This is a genomic window from Enterovirga sp. CN4-39 (assembly GCF_049446235.1).
GTDB lineage: Bacteria > Pseudomonadota > Alphaproteobacteria > Rhizobiales > Beijerinckiaceae > Enterovirga.
Window position 1 is genome coordinate 141,493 of the sequence record NZ_JBMSEF010000013.1, and the last position, 14,923, is coordinate 156,415.

The 14,923-nt window shown below is 69.2% G+C and carries 14 protein-coding genes; 10 read left to right on the forward strand and 4 right to left on the reverse strand.

All coding sequences use genetic code 11. The features are described from left to right. Positions 1–56: 56 nt before the first annotated feature. Genes ACO2SS_RS20105 through ACO2SS_RS20115 form a run of 3 tightly spaced genes read left to right on the forward strand, consistent with a single transcriptional unit; the run spans position 57 to position 2,748 of the window. On the forward strand, positions 57–935 hold the full coding sequence (locus ACO2SS_RS20105) for a carbohydrate ABC transporter permease (RefSeq protein WP_423279556.1): 879 nt from the start codon (positions 57–59) through the stop codon (positions 933–935). Continuing rightward, positions 932–1,915, forward strand: a complete 984-nt coding sequence (locus ACO2SS_RS20110; protein ID WP_423279557.1) for a carbohydrate ABC transporter permease — start codon at positions 932–934, stop codon at positions 1,913–1,915. Before ACO2SS_RS20105 ends, ACO2SS_RS20110 begins: the two co-directional genes overlap by 4 nt. Next, on the forward strand, positions 1,912–2,748 hold the full coding sequence (locus ACO2SS_RS20115) for an endonuclease/exonuclease/phosphatase family protein (RefSeq protein ID WP_423279558.1): 837 nt from the start codon (positions 1,912–1,914) through the stop codon (positions 2,746–2,748). Before ACO2SS_RS20110 ends, ACO2SS_RS20115 begins: the two co-directional genes overlap by 4 nt. On the opposite strand, the gene hemB is transcribed toward ACO2SS_RS20115, so the two are convergent. After that, a complete protein-coding gene (gene hemB, locus ACO2SS_RS20120) occupies positions 2,745–3,803 on the reverse strand; it encodes a porphobilinogen synthase (protein WP_423279559.1) in 1,059 nt (352 codons plus the stop codon). The two genes, ACO2SS_RS20115 and hemB, sit on opposite strands and share 4 nt — an antisense overlap. Positions 3,804–4,130: 327 nt before the next feature. Here hemB and ACO2SS_RS20125 point away from each other — a divergent pair, with 327 nt between their 5' ends. Beyond that, the gene (locus ACO2SS_RS20125) at positions 4,131–5,993 is read left to right on the forward strand and encodes an FUSC family protein (RefSeq protein WP_423279560.1); all 1,863 of its coding nucleotides are present in this window, start codon (positions 4,131–4,133) and stop codon (positions 5,991–5,993) included. A 99-nt stretch (positions 5,994–6,092) separates the two neighbouring features. After that, entirely contained in the window at positions 6,093–7,064 is a 972-nt protein-coding gene (locus ACO2SS_RS20130) for a Bug family tripartite tricarboxylate transporter substrate binding protein (RefSeq protein ID WP_423279561.1), read from the forward strand. A 7-nt stretch (positions 7,065–7,071) separates the two neighbouring features. On the opposite strand, the gene ACO2SS_RS20135 is transcribed toward ACO2SS_RS20130, so the two are convergent. Genes ACO2SS_RS20135 through ACO2SS_RS20145 form a run of 3 tightly spaced genes read right to left on the reverse strand, consistent with a single transcriptional unit; the run spans position 7,072 to position 9,468 of the window. Then, positions 7,072–7,821, reverse strand: a complete 750-nt coding sequence (locus tag ACO2SS_RS20135) for an SDR family oxidoreductase (protein WP_423279562.1) — start codon at positions 7,819–7,821, stop codon at positions 7,072–7,074. Continuing rightward, complete coding sequence (locus ACO2SS_RS20140; RefSeq protein WP_423279563.1) at positions 7,818–8,141, reverse strand: AtuA-related protein; 324 nt, start codon at positions 8,139–8,141, stop codon at positions 7,818–7,820. The genes ACO2SS_RS20135 and ACO2SS_RS20140 overlap by 4 nt, the downstream gene beginning before the upstream one ends. A gap of 4 nt (positions 8,142–8,145) precedes the next feature. After that, positions 8,146–9,468: an acyclic terpene utilization AtuA family protein gene (locus ACO2SS_RS20145; protein ID WP_423279564.1), complete on the reverse strand. Its 1,323-nt coding sequence runs from the start codon at positions 9,466–9,468 to the stop codon at positions 8,146–8,148. Positions 9,469–9,664: 196 nt separating this feature from the next. Between ACO2SS_RS20145 and ACO2SS_RS20150 the strand changes: the two genes are divergently transcribed. The 5 genes from ACO2SS_RS20150 to ACO2SS_RS20170 form a co-directional block, all read left to right on the forward strand. Further along, complete coding sequence (locus ACO2SS_RS20150; RefSeq protein WP_423279565.1) at positions 9,665–10,060, forward strand: response regulator; 396 nt, start codon at positions 9,665–9,667, stop codon at positions 10,058–10,060. An 81-nt stretch (positions 10,061–10,141) separates the two neighbouring features. After that, the gene (locus ACO2SS_RS20155; RefSeq protein WP_423279566.1) at positions 10,142–11,191 is read left to right on the forward strand and encodes an enoyl-CoA hydratase/isomerase family protein; all 1,050 of its coding nucleotides are present in this window, start codon (positions 10,142–10,144) and stop codon (positions 11,189–11,191) included. Continuing rightward, positions 11,192–11,638 (forward strand): DUF6163 family protein, encoded by a 447-nt coding sequence (locus ACO2SS_RS20160; protein WP_423279567.1) that lies wholly within the window; start codon positions 11,192–11,194, stop codon positions 11,636–11,638. A gap of 189 nt (positions 11,639–11,827) precedes the next feature. Further along, positions 11,828–12,343, forward strand: coding sequence for a transcriptional regulator LdtR (gene ldtR / locus ACO2SS_RS20165; protein ID WP_423279568.1), 516 nt, complete (start codon positions 11,828–11,830; stop codon positions 12,341–12,343). A gap of 945 nt (positions 12,344–13,288) precedes the next feature. Further along, positions 13,289–14,923, forward strand: a 1,635-nt coding sequence (locus ACO2SS_RS20170) for an autotransporter-associated beta strand repeat-containing protein (RefSeq protein WP_423279569.1), incomplete at its 3' end; no start/stop codon positions are given.

The window sequence follows — 14,923 nt, forward strand, 5'->3', positions numbered from 1 at the left end:
CTGACGCGCGACTCGACTTCTCCCCGTGACCACGGGGAGAAGGGACAAGCGGCAGCATGACCACCCGAACCCGCGAAACCCTGATCGGCTGGGGCCTGCTCGCCCCCGCCATGGTGCTCCTCGTCGCCTTCACGCATTGGCCGGCGCTGGCGAGCCTGATCGAGAGCTTCTACTCGACCGCGCGTCCGCGCCGCCCGTCCCGGTTCGTCGGGATGGCGAATTACGAGCAGATCCTTGCCGACCCGGTTTTCTGGCAGGCCTTCACCAACAACCTGATCTACGCCGCCGCCACGATCCCGCTCTCGATCGGGCTCGCCATGCTGATGGCCGTCTGGGTGAACGACCGCATCCCGGGCCGCACCTTCGCGCGCGTGGCCTATTTCACGCCGACCGTGCTGCCGATGATCGCGGTGGCCAACATCTGGCTGTTCTTCTTCACGCCTCAATACGGCCTCCTGGAGCAGGTGACCGGCGCGATGGGGTTGCCCTCGCGCAACTGGCTCGGCTCGCCCGACACCGCGCTCATGGCGGTGACGATCGTGGCGATCTGGAAAGAGGCCGGGTTCTTCATGATCTTCTACCTGGCGGCGCTGCAATCGATCCCGCCGGTCCTGGCGGAGGCCGCGAACCTCGAAGGCGCCTCGCGCTGGACCTATTTCCGGCGCGTGCAGTTCCCGCTCCTCATGCCGACGACGCTGTTCGTGCTGATCAACGCCGTCATCAACGCCTTCCGGATGATCGACCAGATCATCGTCATGACCCGGGGCGGGCCGGACAACGCGACGACGCTCGTCCTCTTCTACATCTACCAGACCGGCTTCTCGTTCTGGGACACGGCCTATGCGGCGGCCCTGACCGTGGTGCTCCTCGCGATCCTGGGTCTCGTCGCCGCGATCCAGTACGGAATCCTCGAGCGGCGGGTGCATTACCGATGAGCAGCGAGCCGCTGGTCCCTCCCCTGCAGGGGAGGGCGAGTCGGCGGAGCCGACCGGGGTGGGGCGAAGGCTGGGCTGGCCCCCTCCGTCGTGCGCTGCGCGCCCGCCACCTCCCCCTTCGAGGGAGGATCGCGCGGCCACGCCCTGCCACCCCCACGAGCCCCTACGACCCGAAGGGCGTCTCCGCCTTCCTCGAATCCGCAGGTGCGATCCTGCTTGCGGTGCTGTGGATCCTGCCGCTGCTCTTCGCCGTCTGGGCGGCGTTCCACGCCATCGAGGACACGACGCGCTTCTCGCTCACGGCGCCCTGGACGCTGGAAAACTTCGTGCGCGCCTGGGAGGCGGCGCCGTTCGCGCGCTACTTCCTGAACACCTTCATCCTGGTGACCCTGATCCTCGCCTGCCAGCTCGTGCTAGGCACGCTGGCCGCCTACGCGTTCGCGCGCTTCGCCTTCGTCGGCCGGGAGATCGCCTTCGCGCTGGTCCTCGCGCAGCTGATGGTGATGCCGGACGTGCTCATCGTCGAGAACTACCGGACGATGAGCTTCCTCGGCCTCGTCGACACGATCCCCGGCATCGCGCTGCCCTATGTGGCGTCGGCCTTCGGCATCTTCCTCCTGCGCCAGACCTTCCGGACCATCCCGCGCGAGCTGGACGACGCGGCGCGCGTCGAAGGCGCATCCGCGCTGCAGACGCTGCTCAAGGTCTATGTGCCGCTCGCCAAGCCCATCTACGTCGCCTACGGGCTCGTCTCGGTCAGCTTCCACTGGAACAACTTCCTCTGGCCGCTGATCGTCACGAACTCGGTGGAGGCCCGCCCGTTGACGGTCGGCCTCCAGATCTTCTCCTCGGGCGACCAGGGCGTCGACTGGTCGATCATCTGCGCGGCAACGCTGATGACCTCCGCGCCGTTGCTGATCGGCTTCCTGCTCTTCCAGCGCCAGTTCGTGCAAAGCTTCATCCGAGCCGGCATCCGGTGAGGCTTCTCACCTGGAACATCCAGTGGGGGCTCGGCATGGACGGCCGGGTGGATCTCGCCCGCATCGTCTCGCATGCGCGGGAGCTTGCCGATCCGGACGTTATCTGCCTGCAGGAAGTGGCGGACAACATGCCGGATCTTGCCGGCAGCGACGGGGCGGACGGGTTCGCCGCGATCGCGCGCCTGCTGCCCGGCTACCAGGCCGTGACCGGGACGGGCGTCGAGATCTTCGACGAGGCCGGCGGGCGCCGCCGCTTCGGCAACATGGTCCTCTCGCGCCTGCCGTTGCGGCAGGTGCTGCGGCACCAGCTGCCGTGGCCGGGTGTTGCCGGTCTGAACATGCCGCGCATGCTCGTCGAGACGAGCATCGTGGCGCCCTTCGGGCCGGTGCGGGTCCTGACGACCCATCTGGAGTATTTCTCGGCCGAGCTGCGCGCCCTCGGCGTCGACGCGATCCGCGCCGCCCATGCACAGGCATCGAGCCGGGAGATGACGCCGCGCGATGCCGGCTCGGGGCCGTACCTCGTCCAGCCCGGCTCACGCTCGGCGATCCTGACGGGCGACTTCAACATGCGGCCGGCGGACCCGACGCGGCTGCGCCTGCTCGAGCCCTTCGACGACGGAACGCTACCCTTCGTGGATGCCTGGACGGTGCGGAACGGCGAGGTGCCTCATCCGCATTCCTTCTGCATCGCCGACGGGCGCTACGGCGAGCCGCATTGCGCGGACTACATCCTGGTCACGGCCGACCTCGCGCCGCGCGTGACCGACATCCGCTACGACACCGAAACGCGGCTGTCCGACCACCAGCCCGTGGTGCTCGAGCTTCGCTAGGCGCCTTGGCGGAGCCGGTCCGCAACGAGCGGCGCGTAGTAGGTGAGGATCCCGTCGGCGCCGGCGCGTTTGAAGGCGATCAGGCTCTCCATCATGGCGCGCTCGCCGTCGAGCCAGCCGTTCTGCGCCGCCGCCTGGATCATCGCGTACTCGCCGGACACCTGGTAGGCGAAGGTCGGCACGTCGAACGTGTCACGCACCCGGCGGATCACGTCGAGATAGGGCATCCCGGGCTTCACCATCACCATGTCGGCGCCCTCCTCGAGGTCGAGCGCGACCTCGCGCAGCGCCTCGGACGAGTTCGCCGGGTCCATCTGATAGGTGAGCTTGTCGCCCTTCAGCTTGGTGCCGAGCGCGTCGCGGAACGGGCCGTAGAAGGCCGAGGCATATTTCGCTGCATAGGCCATGATCTGGACGTCGAGGAAGCCCGCGCGGTCCAGCGCCTCGCGGATCGCCGCGACCCGCCCGTCCATCATGTCGGAGGGCGCGATGATGTCGGCGCCCGCGGCCGCCTGAATCAGCGACTGCTCGACCAGCACCGCCACGGTCTCGTCGTTGAGGATGCGGTCGCCGTCGAGGAGGCCGTCATGGCCGTGGCTCGTATAGGGGTCGAGCGCGACGTCGGTGATGAGGCCGACATTCGGCACCGCGTCCTTGATGGCCCGCACGGCCCGGCAGACGAGGTTCTTCGCGTTCAAGGCCTCCGAACCGCGCTCGTCGCGGAGCGCCGGGTCCGTGTAGGGGAACACGCCGATCGCCGGGATGCCGAGCTTCGCAGCGCGCTCCGCCTCGCGAACCGCCTCGTCCACGGAGAAGCGCTCCACGCCCGGCATGGCGTTGACCGGCACGCGCCTGTTCTCGCCATCCACGAGGAAGATCGGCCAGATCAGGTCGCCGACCGTGAGCACGTTCTCGCGCACCAGGGCGCGGCTCCAGGTCGACTTGCGGTTCCGGCGAGGGCGGTTCCTGAGCGCGAGGGGCGGCGCCTCGGGGCTCAATGTCTCGCGCACGACCTCCCGGATCGCGGGGCGGGAGATCGAACGGACATTGGACATCGGGGCGGCCTCGGGCGGCTTCTCGCGAGCGGTGCCTGTCCCTAGCACATTTGAAATGGTCCAAAACAGATCTGGGAGAATACGTAACGCCGCACTGCCGCTTTTGCCCGGATGCGGCGCGCCGGTGCGCCATCGAACATGCGTCTGGGCCTGATGCCTGTCAGCCCGGCCAAGCCGGAACCACTTGCTGCCGGCGCTGTTCAGTCACCGAGGCAAGCTGGGGATCGGACGAACAGTATCGCATGGCGTTCCATATGTAGATCCTGACGGAAAGCTCTCGTGGTTGAAAGCGACAGGGCACGGCCATCGCCCCCGTTTCTGCGGCAAGTGGAAAATTGGCTGCTCGAGATCGATCCGACCCTGATCCAATTCCGCCTTGGCTGCCGTGTTCTACTGTCCCTGGTCTGCGTCAGCCTTGCGCTCGTCGTCGTCAACCTATTCCTGCCGCTATCGCACTCCGCTGCCGCAATCGGCCTTGTTACCACGCTGCAGGGGACGGTGGCCGTCCGAGACGAAACGCCATGGGCGCGCGCGGTGACGCGCGCCTACTCGGCAGTCGCAGGCTTCGGCGTCATCTGCGTGATCACGTTCCTGGAGCACCGGCTCCTCGCCGTGAATGCCGTCATGCTCTGCGTGATCGCGCTGGCCGTCTACGCGCCCCATTTCGGCGACCGTTGGAAGGCGGTGGGGCTCTTCGCATTCTTCTGCTGCATCCTCTCGGGGTTCCTGAAGCCCGTCGACGGCGAGCTGACGGGTATCGCGGTGTCGCTGGTCGTGAGCACCGTGATTTCGCATCTCGTGCGGAACTACATCCTGCCCGAGCGACCGGCCGACGATTTCCGCCGGGCTGTGCGGGCGGTGAGCACGCTCGTGCGGGAGTTCGAAGGTCAGGGGAGGCACCTCGCCGTCTCCAAGCACCCGGCCCGCGAGCTGCGGAAGCTCGCCTGGATGCGCCGGAAGGCGAGGAACGCGCTCGGGCACGCAGAGGAATACCTGCCCCTCGACGCCAGCCCGGAGGCGGCCGCTCTCGCGGGCCGGCTCTTCGACCTCCGTCTGGCGATCGACGGCTGCATGGCGGCCGTGAGAGGCGTGCCAGCTGCTCCGTCCGACCTCCAGCCCCGGCTTGCCGTTCTGGAGCGGATCCGGCTCGAGATCATGCAGAGCGTCTCGGCCATCCCCGACAGCATCTTCACGGCCCCGCGGGCGAAGGCCGCTCCGAAGCGCGCGGGGACGCTCATGGAGGATCCCCAGTTCCGTCAGGCCGTCCAGGTGACCCTCGCCTCCGCGATCGCCCTGCCGCTGGGCCTCATTCTGTCGCACGAGAGGTGGTTCTGGGCCGTCATGACGGCGTTTCTGGTCTTCACCAACACGCATTCCACCGGCGAGACACTGGTCCGCGCCTTGAACCGGACCTTGGGCACGGCGATCGGCATCGTTGCCGGCATCGCGCTTGCCACCTTCCTGGACGGAGCGTTCCTGCCGACGATCGTCCTGACCGCATTGTCGATCATGATCGCCTATTTCCTGATGGCGGAATCCTACACGGTGTTCTGCGTCTTCCTGACCATCGCCATCTCCCTGGTCTACGGGCTCGTCGGCGCATTCACCCCGCACCTGCTGGTCATACGGCTCGAGGAGACCGGCGTCGGGGCGGCGGCGGGAATTCTTGTCTCGCTGCTGGCCTTCCCGACGCGCACCCAGGATCGTCTTGCGACCGTGTTCAGGTCCTTCCTCCGGGCCATCGACGCTCTCCTGGCCCTGTTCTGCGATCCCGCCCATGACGAGGTCGCCATAACGCGGCAATTGCGGGCCATCGAAGCGGCCCATGCCGATTGCCAGACCACCCTCGCGCCCCTGCAGAGCGCATGGAAGATCGGGCCGCGCTCCTCCGGCCCGCGCGAGGCCGTGATGAGGGTCGATGCCTTGCGGCACTCGATGGAGGCATTGGCCCGCGCCTTCGCATCTCACGGCCCCACGCCCGACCAGGTCGCACGCATCTCCGACATCCGCCGCGAGATCGGTGCCCTCCAGGACGAGAACGTGAATATCCTGGCCGCGGCTCCCTACCGGCCACCCAGTGCACTCCCCGGCAGCGCCGATTTCACCGAGGTCGACCGGGATCTGCAGCGCCTGATGCTCACCCTCGGCCAGCTCGACACCAAGTCCGAAGGGGCGCAGGCCGCGTCGTGAGCGGCCGATAGCCGCGAAGCCTTGTCTACGTGCTTCGCCCGGCGCATCCCGTTCGCTATAGCCCTTCGAACGCCCGAGGAGGCGGTAGGGAGAACGCGTATGATTTCGAGGAGGACGTTCGGTGCGGGCATGATTGGCGCCGCTGCCGCAAGTCGCGGCGGGATGGCCCTGGCCGACAGCTTCCCGACGAGGCAGATCAAGTTCGTCGTGCCCTTCGCGGCGGGAAGCGCGACGGATGCGGTGGCCCGGATCGTCGGCGAGTGGGTCTCGACGGACCTGAAGCAGCCCGTGATCGTCGAGAACGTCGCCGGCGCGAGCGGCGTCCTCGCCGCCCAGGCGGTCGCCCGGGCCGAGCCGGACGGCTACACGGTGCTGATCACCACCAACACCACCCACGGCGCCAACCAGAGCCTGCTGAAGCGCGTCCCCTACGATGCACTCGGCGATTTCACGCCGCTCTCGCGGCTCGGCTACAACCCGCTGATCCTCATCGTGAATCCCGCGATCCCGGCGAAGAGCGTCGCCGAGCTCGTCGCTTACGGAAAGGCAAATCCCGGCAAGCTCACCTTCGGGTCCGGGTCGAGCTCGTCCCGGGTCTGCGGGGAGCTCCTGAAGATGCGGACGGGCCTCGACGCGACCCATGTTCCGTACCGCAGCATTCCGCCGGCGGTGACGGACGTGATCGGCGGCCAGATCTCCTTCACCTTCGCGGATCCGCAGAGCGGCGTGCCGCAGATCGAGGCCGGCAAGGTGCGCGGCCTCGCCGTCTCCGGGACCTTCCGCATCGGCCTTGCGCCGAACCTGCCGACCATGGTGGAGGCCGGGGTGCCCGATTACGATATCGTGGCCTATTTCGCCGGTTTCGCGCCGGCCAAGATTCCGGCCCCGGTCGCCGAGCGGCTGACCGCCGCGCTGGCGGGCGCCGTGCGGGATCCTGCGACGCAGGCGAAGCTGACCTCGGTGGGCATCCAGCCCTCGCATTCGACGCCGGCGGAACTCCGCGATCAGGTTGCGGCCGAGATCACGAAATGGGCCGCGATCGTGAAGAGCGCCGGCATCGAGCCGCAATAGGGCGAGGTCAGCTCCCGCCGGCGACGTCCAGCAGCGTCCCGGTGACGAAGGAGGCCTTGTCCGACAGGAGCCATAAGACGGCCTCGGCCGTCTCCTCGGGCAGGCCGATCCGTCCCATCGGGATGGTCCCGACGATCCGCCGGGCGCGCTCCTCGGAGCCGCCGAACGCGTCGTGGATGCCGGTCGCCGTGAAGGCCGGCACGACGCCGTTCACGCGCACGCCTTCGGTGGCGACCTCCTTGGCGAGGCCGAGCGTGAAGGTGTTGATGGCGCCCTTGCTGGCCGCATAGTGCACGCGCCGGTCGCGCCCGCCGCTGCGGCCGGAGAGGGACGAGACGTTGACGATCGCGCCGCCCCGTCCGCCATGGCGCGTGGACATCCGGCGCACCGCCTCCCGCGCACAGATGAAGTAGCTCGTCACGTTCACCGCCCAGAGCCGGTTCAGGTCTTCCGCGCGCGCCTCGTCGACCCGGCCTTCCCAGCCGATCTGTCCCGCATTGTTGACCAATGCGGAGAGCGGCCCGAGCGCCGAGTCGACCTTTTCGAACAGGCGGACGATCTCGTCTTCGCGGCCGAGATCCGCCTCGAAGGCCGCGGCCCTGCCGCCGCCGCTCTCGATCTCGCGAACCACCTCGCGCGCGCCCTCGGGGTTCGACCGGTAGGTGAGGGCGACCGCATAGCCCTCGCGCGCGGCCAGCGACGCGATCGCGCGGCCGATGCCGCCGCTCCCGCCGGTGACGAGCAGCACCTTCTTCATGAGCCGGCTTGCTCCGGCTCGATCTCCATGTCGAGCAGCACGTAGGTCGCCGCCTTCTGCCAGTGCAGGCCGGCATGGAGCGTCGCGTAGACGCCGCCGGGGAGGGCGCCGTCGATCACGTATTTCAGCGCCAGGAGCTTGGGCAGCTCGTAGCGGCGCAGGGTGCCCGGCACCGCCTTCGCGATTTCGGCCTGGGCACGTTCGGCCGTGAGCGTCCGCTCGAGCAGGCGGTAGGCCGCCTCGTCCCGCGCGACGAGCGTCAGGTCGAGCGTGCTCGCCTTGTCTCCGGAACGCCCGCAGGCGATGTCGCCGACCCTCATCGCCTCAACCCCATACGATCGCGGTTTCGATCAGATCCCGGTCGATGAACCCGTCGAGCACCTCGATGCGCGGCCGCCGCTCGCTCCGAACGCTGCCGCCGCCCGCGGGGCCGCAGATGGTCAGCGTGTAGATCTCGTCCTCGATCGCCTGCGCGTCCTCCTCGTCGTCACAGACGGCGGAGACGTGGACCCGCACCTCCGGTGGAGCGGCATTGCCGGGCTTCGATGCGCCGCCGAGCACGGAATCGACGCCGACGAGGTCGATGCGGAGGGCGCCTTCGGGGAAATGGTCGAGCCGGATGCGCAGCGCATCCGCGGCGTGGCGTGCCCGGGTGAGGGCGCCCGTGCCCGCATAGGAGAGCTCGACATCCGCCAGCGTTCCCGGGCGTTCGACGAAGCCGGACACCTTCAGGCGCTCCGGACGCCCGACCGTCCGCGCACCCGACACCCGGACCCGGTTCGGCCCGATCTCCTCGATCAGGACCTGGGAGAAATCCACGATCGCGTCCGGCGTGATGTACGCGGCCGGGTCATGGACCTCGTAGAGGAGCTGCAGCGTGCAGGTGAGCCTGTCGACCCGCCCCGGAAGCCCGTCGAGGATGCCGATCTCCGCTGACCCGTCCGGAGCGACGCGGGCGATCGGATAGCCGAGCCGCGCAAAGCCGGCGCCGTCGAGCGAGTCCCCGCCGGGCGCCTCGAAATTGCCGCCCGTGATCTGCCCGGAGCATTCGAGGAGGTGGCCGATCATCGTGGCGTTCGCGAAGGCATCCTCGCTGCCGTCGAGATGCGGGGCGAGTTCGGCTGCGAAGAGAGCCGAATCGGCAACCCGGCCCGTCACCACCACGTCCGCGCCGCCCTCGATCGCCTCGATCAGCCCCTCGGTACCGAGATAGGCGTGGGCTCCCAGCAATGTGCCCTCGATCGGGCGCTCCCAGGCGATGGCGTCGCGATGCCGCGCGACATCGTCGCCGACCACGCCCGCCACCCTGATCCCGCCGGCCCCGACCTCGGCGGCGAGCCGCGCGATCTGCCGTGCCGCCGCCGCGGGATTGGCGGCCCCGAGATTGGAGATGATCCTGCAGCCCATCTTGCGCGCTGCCGGCAGGAGCGGCGCGAGGCGGCGCCGCAGGCGCGGATCGGCTCCCGCCTCGGGATTCTGCCGCCGCGCCCTGAGCCCGGGCACGAGGGTGCGCTCGGCGAGACATTCCAGCACCACGGCATCGACCTCGCCGGAGGCGGCGAGCGCCACCGCAGGATCGATCCGGTCGCCCGCAAATCCGGCGCCGCCTCCCACTCGCCGCACCGGGCGGCTCGCCTTCTCGTTCATCGCAAGGAGATCCTTTTGGCCGGTCATAGCTGCGGAAGCCGCCGCGGGCCAACCGCAATCGGTCGGTCATGCCGGTGCAGGGATCGACGGGCCGAGGCTTGCTCCGGCTCGCCTTCCGCGTGGTGGGCGCGTGCCGGCGACGTCGTTGTGGCCGTTCCGTTGCCGGAGTAAGGTCCGCGCGAGGCAGGGGGCCGGCATGGCACAAGCTTCCGCGGGGCAAGGCCTTCAGACGCGGCGCGTCTTGGTCGTCGAGGACGAGTTCTTCATCGCGGACGACATCCGGATTGCGCTGGATTCCGCCGGGGCGGAGGTGGTGGGCCCCGTCGCCACCTGCGACGAGGCGCTGGCACTCATCCACGAGCAGAGCGGACGCATCGATCTGGGGGTGCTCGACATCAATCTCGGCGGCGAGCTCTGCTTCCCCGCCGCGGAGGTTCTCGCGCGGGCGGGCGTGCCGTTCATCTTCACGACCGGCTACCAGGAGGCGATGCTGCCGCCCCGCTTCCGCCACGTGACGGTCTGGGAGAAGCCGTTCGATCCCCTCAGCCTCGTCCGCAGCCTGCCGGCCGTCATCGCGCGCCAGGAGGGCTGAAGCCGCCCGCCGAGGCGCTGGAGCGCCGGCCCGGGCCGGCAACGTTGCACCGCTTCCCCCCCGCCGCTAAGCCGCTGGCCCATGAGCGACCCAGAGATCATCTGCGAGCGGCGAGGTGCTGCCGGCCTCGTCACCCTGAACCGGCCGCAGGCCCTGAACGCGATCACCCACAACATGGTGCTCGAGCTCGCCCGCGCCCTGGACGAATGGGAGCGCGACCCGGACGTCACCCGCGTGGTCCTGCAGGGGGCCGGGGGCAAGGCGTTCTCCGCCGGCGGCGACATCCGCGCCCTCTACGAGGCGGGGAGGGAGGGCCGGCACGAGGAGGCGCTCGCCTTCTGGCGGGACGAGTACCACCTGAACATCCGGATCAAGCGCTATCCGAAGCCTTATGTCTCGCTGATCGACGGTATCGTCATGGGCGGCGGCGTGGGGGTTTCGCTCCACGGCCGGTATCGCGTCGCCGGCGACCGCTACCGCTTCGCCATGCCGGAGGTCGCGATCGGCTTCTTCCCCGATGTCGGGGCGACCTACGCCCTGCCTCGCCTTCCCGGCGCGACGGGCATGTACCTCGCGCTGACCGGCGCGCGCGTGGGTCCCGACGATGCGGGAACGTTCGGGCTCGCGACGCATGTCGTCCCGTCCGAGGCGTATCCGGGGCTTCTCGACAGGCTGGCGGGCAGGGAGGATGTCGAGCGCGTGCTCGCGGCAGCGTCCCGCCCGGCGCTGCCCGGCCCGGTCGCCAGCGAGCGGGCGGTGATCGATGCCTGTTTCTCGGCCGATAGCGTCGCGGCCATCCTGGCCCGGCTGGACGAGGCCGCTGCCGCCGGATCCGACTTCGCCAAGGCCACCGCCGCGGACATGCGCACGAAGGCGCCCTCCAGCATGGCGATCGCCTTCGAACAGGTGCGGCGCGGGCGCGACCTCTCCTTCGAGGAGGCGATGGCGACTGAGTTCCGCATCGTGAATCGCGTCGTCCATGACCCCGATTTCTACGAGGGCGTCCGGGCCGCGATCATCGACAAGGACGGCGCGCCACGCTGGAGCCACGAGGGAATCGCGAACGTCGATCCCGCCTGGGTCTCGGCGCATTTCGAAGGGCTCGGCGCCCAGGAACTCGGAGCTGCCTGAATGGGTGTTCGTCTCGTGCGCGGGCCGGCCGACATGGCCCAGGAGGACGACCGGCTGCTTGCGGCCGCGCCGACGCGGCATGTGCGCTGGAACCGCGTGCTCGTCTGGTTCATGCGCGCAATGGCGCTGGTCTGGATCACGAAGGGGCTGCTCGCCTGGGGGGCCGTGCTGGGCATCGGCAGTGGCGCGCCCTTCGAGCTGCGCGCGCCGGGCCACCAGGCCGCGACGGTCTACTTCGCCGTCATGGATCTGCTGGCCGGGGTGGGGCTCTGGCTGACCTCCACCTGGGGGGGTGTGCTCTGGCTTCTCGCTGTCATGAGCCACCTGATTCTTGCGATGTTCTTCCCCCGCATCCTGTCGGATAGCGCTCTCACCATCGCACTCTTCATTCTCGCTCTGATGATGTACTTGACTATATCCTGGCTCGCGGCCGTAGATGAGGGCTGAGATAACGATTTTGTAGGATCTGGTAACGCTTGATAAACTATAAGAAACCTTGATTTCAATTTTCATTTACTCTGAAGTGTAAACCGGCGATTCATCCTCTTACTTAAAGTGGTCTTCATCGGGCTAACCTAGATTGTCCTCATAACGGACCGGGAAAAACCGGCCGGCAAACAGGGCATGAGGCATCAGATGACGACGAACCTGGCGAAGAAGGTCGCTCAGCCGGAAGCTCCGGCCGCAGAGGAAGGCGTGAAGCCGCGTTACCTGGAGGCGCTCCATCTGGTGGAGCGGCTTCACCGCCGCCTCCTCGACGTGATCAAGGACGAGTTCGAGCGGCGCGGCCGGGACGACGTCAACAGCGTGCAGGCGCTGCTGCTCTACAACATCGGCGACAAGGAGCTGACCGCCAGCGAGCTGCGCACCCGCGGCTACTACCTGGGCTCGAACGTCTCCTACAACGTCAAGAAGCTCGTCGAGATGGGCTACCTCCACCACGCCCGCTCTCGGGTGGACCGCCGCTCCGTCCGCATCAGCCTGACCGAGAAGGGCCGGCAGGTGCACGAGGTCGTCTCCGCCCTCTACGACAAGCACGCCCGCACGATCGAGCCGATCGGCGGCATCTCGGGCGACGACTTCACCCGGCTGAACCAGGCCCTCGTCCGCCTGGAGCGCTTCTGGACGGACCAGATCCGCTACCGCCTCTGACAGGCGCACGCCAAAATCACCTAACCTATCCGTTCGCGTAGGAGGCAGGCCCGGGAGACCGGACCTGCCTCCTTTGATTCTGGGCGAAGAGCGCTGTCTCGCTCCTGCCGCCCTATGGCCCGCCGTCTGCAGCCTGCGATGTGAGAGCAGGGCCATGCCTCCTGGGCCCGGAATTGGCAACGGCTGCCGGCCGCGCGCACCGAGACCCGCTGCCAACATCTCCCTCGGGCCAATCGCTCAAGGCAGTATCTCTGCCTAGCCATTTTGATCTACATACCTCTCCCGCGAGAATCGTTCCGAATCATCGCCGAAGCCGATCGCCTTCCGAGCGTATGTCCGCTCGAGGGCCGCTATTGTCGTGAGAAGATAGACCAAGATGCGCTCAGGTTGTTTTGATCTGCCGGTTGTGAATTCGACAAAGAAGAGCGGCAAAGCGACAGAGTCGGAAGCGCGGTCCGCAGGATCGGGCGGATATGCTACAAGGGCTTGGCAAAATATCTTTGGGTCCGGGGGGAGGCTGCGCGGGCTGAGAAGCCGCCTCGCGGGCTCGACCGCTCTGGTCGGGATCGGCCTCCTGGTGCTCTCGGCGATTCCCGCCCAGGCCCTGAGCTTCGTCGTCACGAACACCCTCGATAGCGGCGCAGGATCTCTTCGGGCTGCGATAGCAGCGGTGAACAGTGCCGGCGGCGGCACGATCACCTTCGACTCTTCACTCGCAGGCCAGACCATCGTCGCCGGGGGCGCGGGCGGGCCGCTCACGGCGATCGACCCGACGGGGGGCGGAACCGTCACTATCGACGGGTCAGGGGCGCTGGGCTCACGATCAGCGGCAACGACGCCAACCGCGTCTTCTTCATTCTCGGTGGCACGGCACGCATCGAGAACCTGACGCTCGCGAACGGGCGTGCCCAGGGCGGAGATGGCGCTTCGGGTGGCGGCGGCGGGTTGGGCGCAGGCGGCGCGATCTTCGTCAACGCCGGCTCGGTGACGGTCGCGAACGTCAACTTCGCGGGCAATGCCGCCCTCGGCGGTGCTGGCGGGGACGCGACACGGGGCTCGACAGGCGGATCGGCCGGCGGCGGCGGTGGTCTCGGCGGCGGTGGCGGCCGCACGGTCGATGGCGGCGGCGGTGGTGGCGGCTATAGCGGCGGCGGTGGCGGTGGCGGCGGCTACAACTCGACGCCGGGCGGCGCGGGCGGGGCCGGCCCCGGCGGCGCGGGGGGCACTGGCGGGGCGCCCGGTGCCGCGGGTGCGCCGGGCGTTGGCGGCGGGGCCGGTGGCACCGGCACCGGCAGCGGTGGCGGTGGCGGTGGCGGCGGCGGCCTGGGTGGCGGTGACGGTGGGCCCGCTCAGACCGGCGGTGGCGCCGGAGGCGGTGGCGGCGGTGGGCTCGCGGCCGGATCCGCGGGTGCCGGGGGAGGCTACGGCCTCGGCGGCAACGACGCCTCCGCCATCGGCGGCGGTGGCGGCGGAGCGGGCTTTAACGGCGGAAACGGCGGGGCCGGAGCCGATTTCGGCGGCGGCGGCGGTAGTGCGAGCGTCGGCAACGGTGGCGCCGGCGGTTTCGGTGGCGGCGGCGGTGGCGGCAACGCGGCCGGCGGGGCTGGTGGCTTCGGCGGCGGCGCTGGCGGCGGAAGCAGCCCGGGCGCGGGCGGCGCGGGAGGCGGTACCGGTTCGTACAGCGGCGGCGGGGGCGCCGCGTTCGGTGGTGCCGTGTTCGTGCGCGCCGGGGCGGAGTTCATCGTCGAGTCCACGGCAACGAGTTCCTTCACGGGCGGTGCCGCAACGGGCGGCGCCAGCCCCTCGGCTGGTGCGGGCGCCGGCGCCGGCAGCGACCTGTTCCTCCAGACGGGCGCGACCGTGACCTTCTCGCCCGGCGCGAGCGCCACGGTGACCTTGAGCGGAACGATCGCGGACGACAGCGCGGCCAGCTTGCCGGGCGGCACCTACAGCGCCGGGACGGCGGCGGGCGGCGCGATCAGCAAGACCGGAACAGGCACGCTGGTCCTCTCGGGCGCCAACACCTATGCGGGCGGCACGACCATCACGGCCGGCACGCTGGTCGGCTCGGCGACGAGCTTCGGGACGGGGGCGATTGCGAACGCGGCAGCGCTCGTTCTGGATCAGGGGAGCGCCGGGACCCTGGCGAATACGATCTCCGGGGCGGGCAGCCTGGCCAAGCAGGGTGCCGGGACGCTGACGCTGACCGGCACGAACACCTATTCGGGCGGCACGACGGTCACGGCCGGCACGCTCGTGGGCTCGGCGACAAGCTTCGGGACGGGCGCGATCGCGAACGAGGCAGCGCTTGTTCTGGACCAGGCGGGCGCCGGGACTTTGGTGAACACGATTTCCGGGGCGGGGAGCGTGGCGAAGCAGGGAGCGGGCACGCTGACCCTGACCGGCACGAACACTTATGCGGGCGGCACGACGGTCGCGGCCGGCACGCTCGTGGGTTCTGTGACGAGCTTCGGGACGGGCGCGATCACGAACGACGCGGCGCTCGTTCTGGATCAGGCGAGCGATGCGAGCTTCGGCACCACGATCTCCGGGGCGGGCAGCCTGGCGAAGCAGGGAGCC

Bases quoted from the DNA above. Each gene is read 5' to 3' on its own strand.
- ACO2SS_RS20105 (WP_423279556.1), top strand. From the start codon at position 57: ATGACCACCCGAACCCGCGAAACCCTGATCGGCTGGGGCCTGCTCGCC.
- ACO2SS_RS20110 (WP_423279557.1), top strand. From the start codon at position 932: ATGAGCAGCGAGCCGCTGGTCCCTCCCCTGCAGGGGAGGGCGAGTCGG.
- hemB (WP_423279559.1), bottom strand. From the start codon at position 3,803: ATGTCCAATGTCCGTTCGATCTCCCGCCCCGCGATCCGGGAGGTCGTG.
- ACO2SS_RS20130 (WP_423279561.1), top strand. From the start codon at position 6,093: ATGATTTCGAGGAGGACGTTCGGTGCGGGCATGATTGGCGCCGCTGCC.
- ACO2SS_RS20135 (WP_423279562.1), bottom strand. From the start codon at position 7,821: ATGAAGAAGGTGCTGCTCGTCACCGGCGGGAGCGGCGGCATCGGCCGC.
- ACO2SS_RS20140 (WP_423279563.1), bottom strand. From the start codon at position 8,141: ATGAGGGTCGGCGACATCGCCTGCGGGCGTTCCGGAGACAAGGCGAGC.
- ACO2SS_RS20145 (WP_423279564.1), bottom strand. From the start codon at position 9,468: ATGAACGAGAAGGCGAGCCGCCCGGTGCGGCGAGTGGGAGGCGGCGCC.
- ACO2SS_RS20150 (WP_423279565.1), top strand. From the start codon at position 9,665: ATGGCACAAGCTTCCGCGGGGCAAGGCCTTCAGACGCGGCGCGTCTTG.
- ACO2SS_RS20155 (WP_423279566.1), top strand. From the start codon at position 10,142: ATGAGCGACCCAGAGATCATCTGCGAGCGGCGAGGTGCTGCCGGCCTC.
- ACO2SS_RS20160 (WP_423279567.1), top strand. From the start codon at position 11,192: ATGGGTGTTCGTCTCGTGCGCGGGCCGGCCGACATGGCCCAGGAGGAC.
- ldtR (WP_423279568.1), top strand. From the start codon at position 11,828: ATGACGACGAACCTGGCGAAGAAGGTCGCTCAGCCGGAAGCTCCGGCC.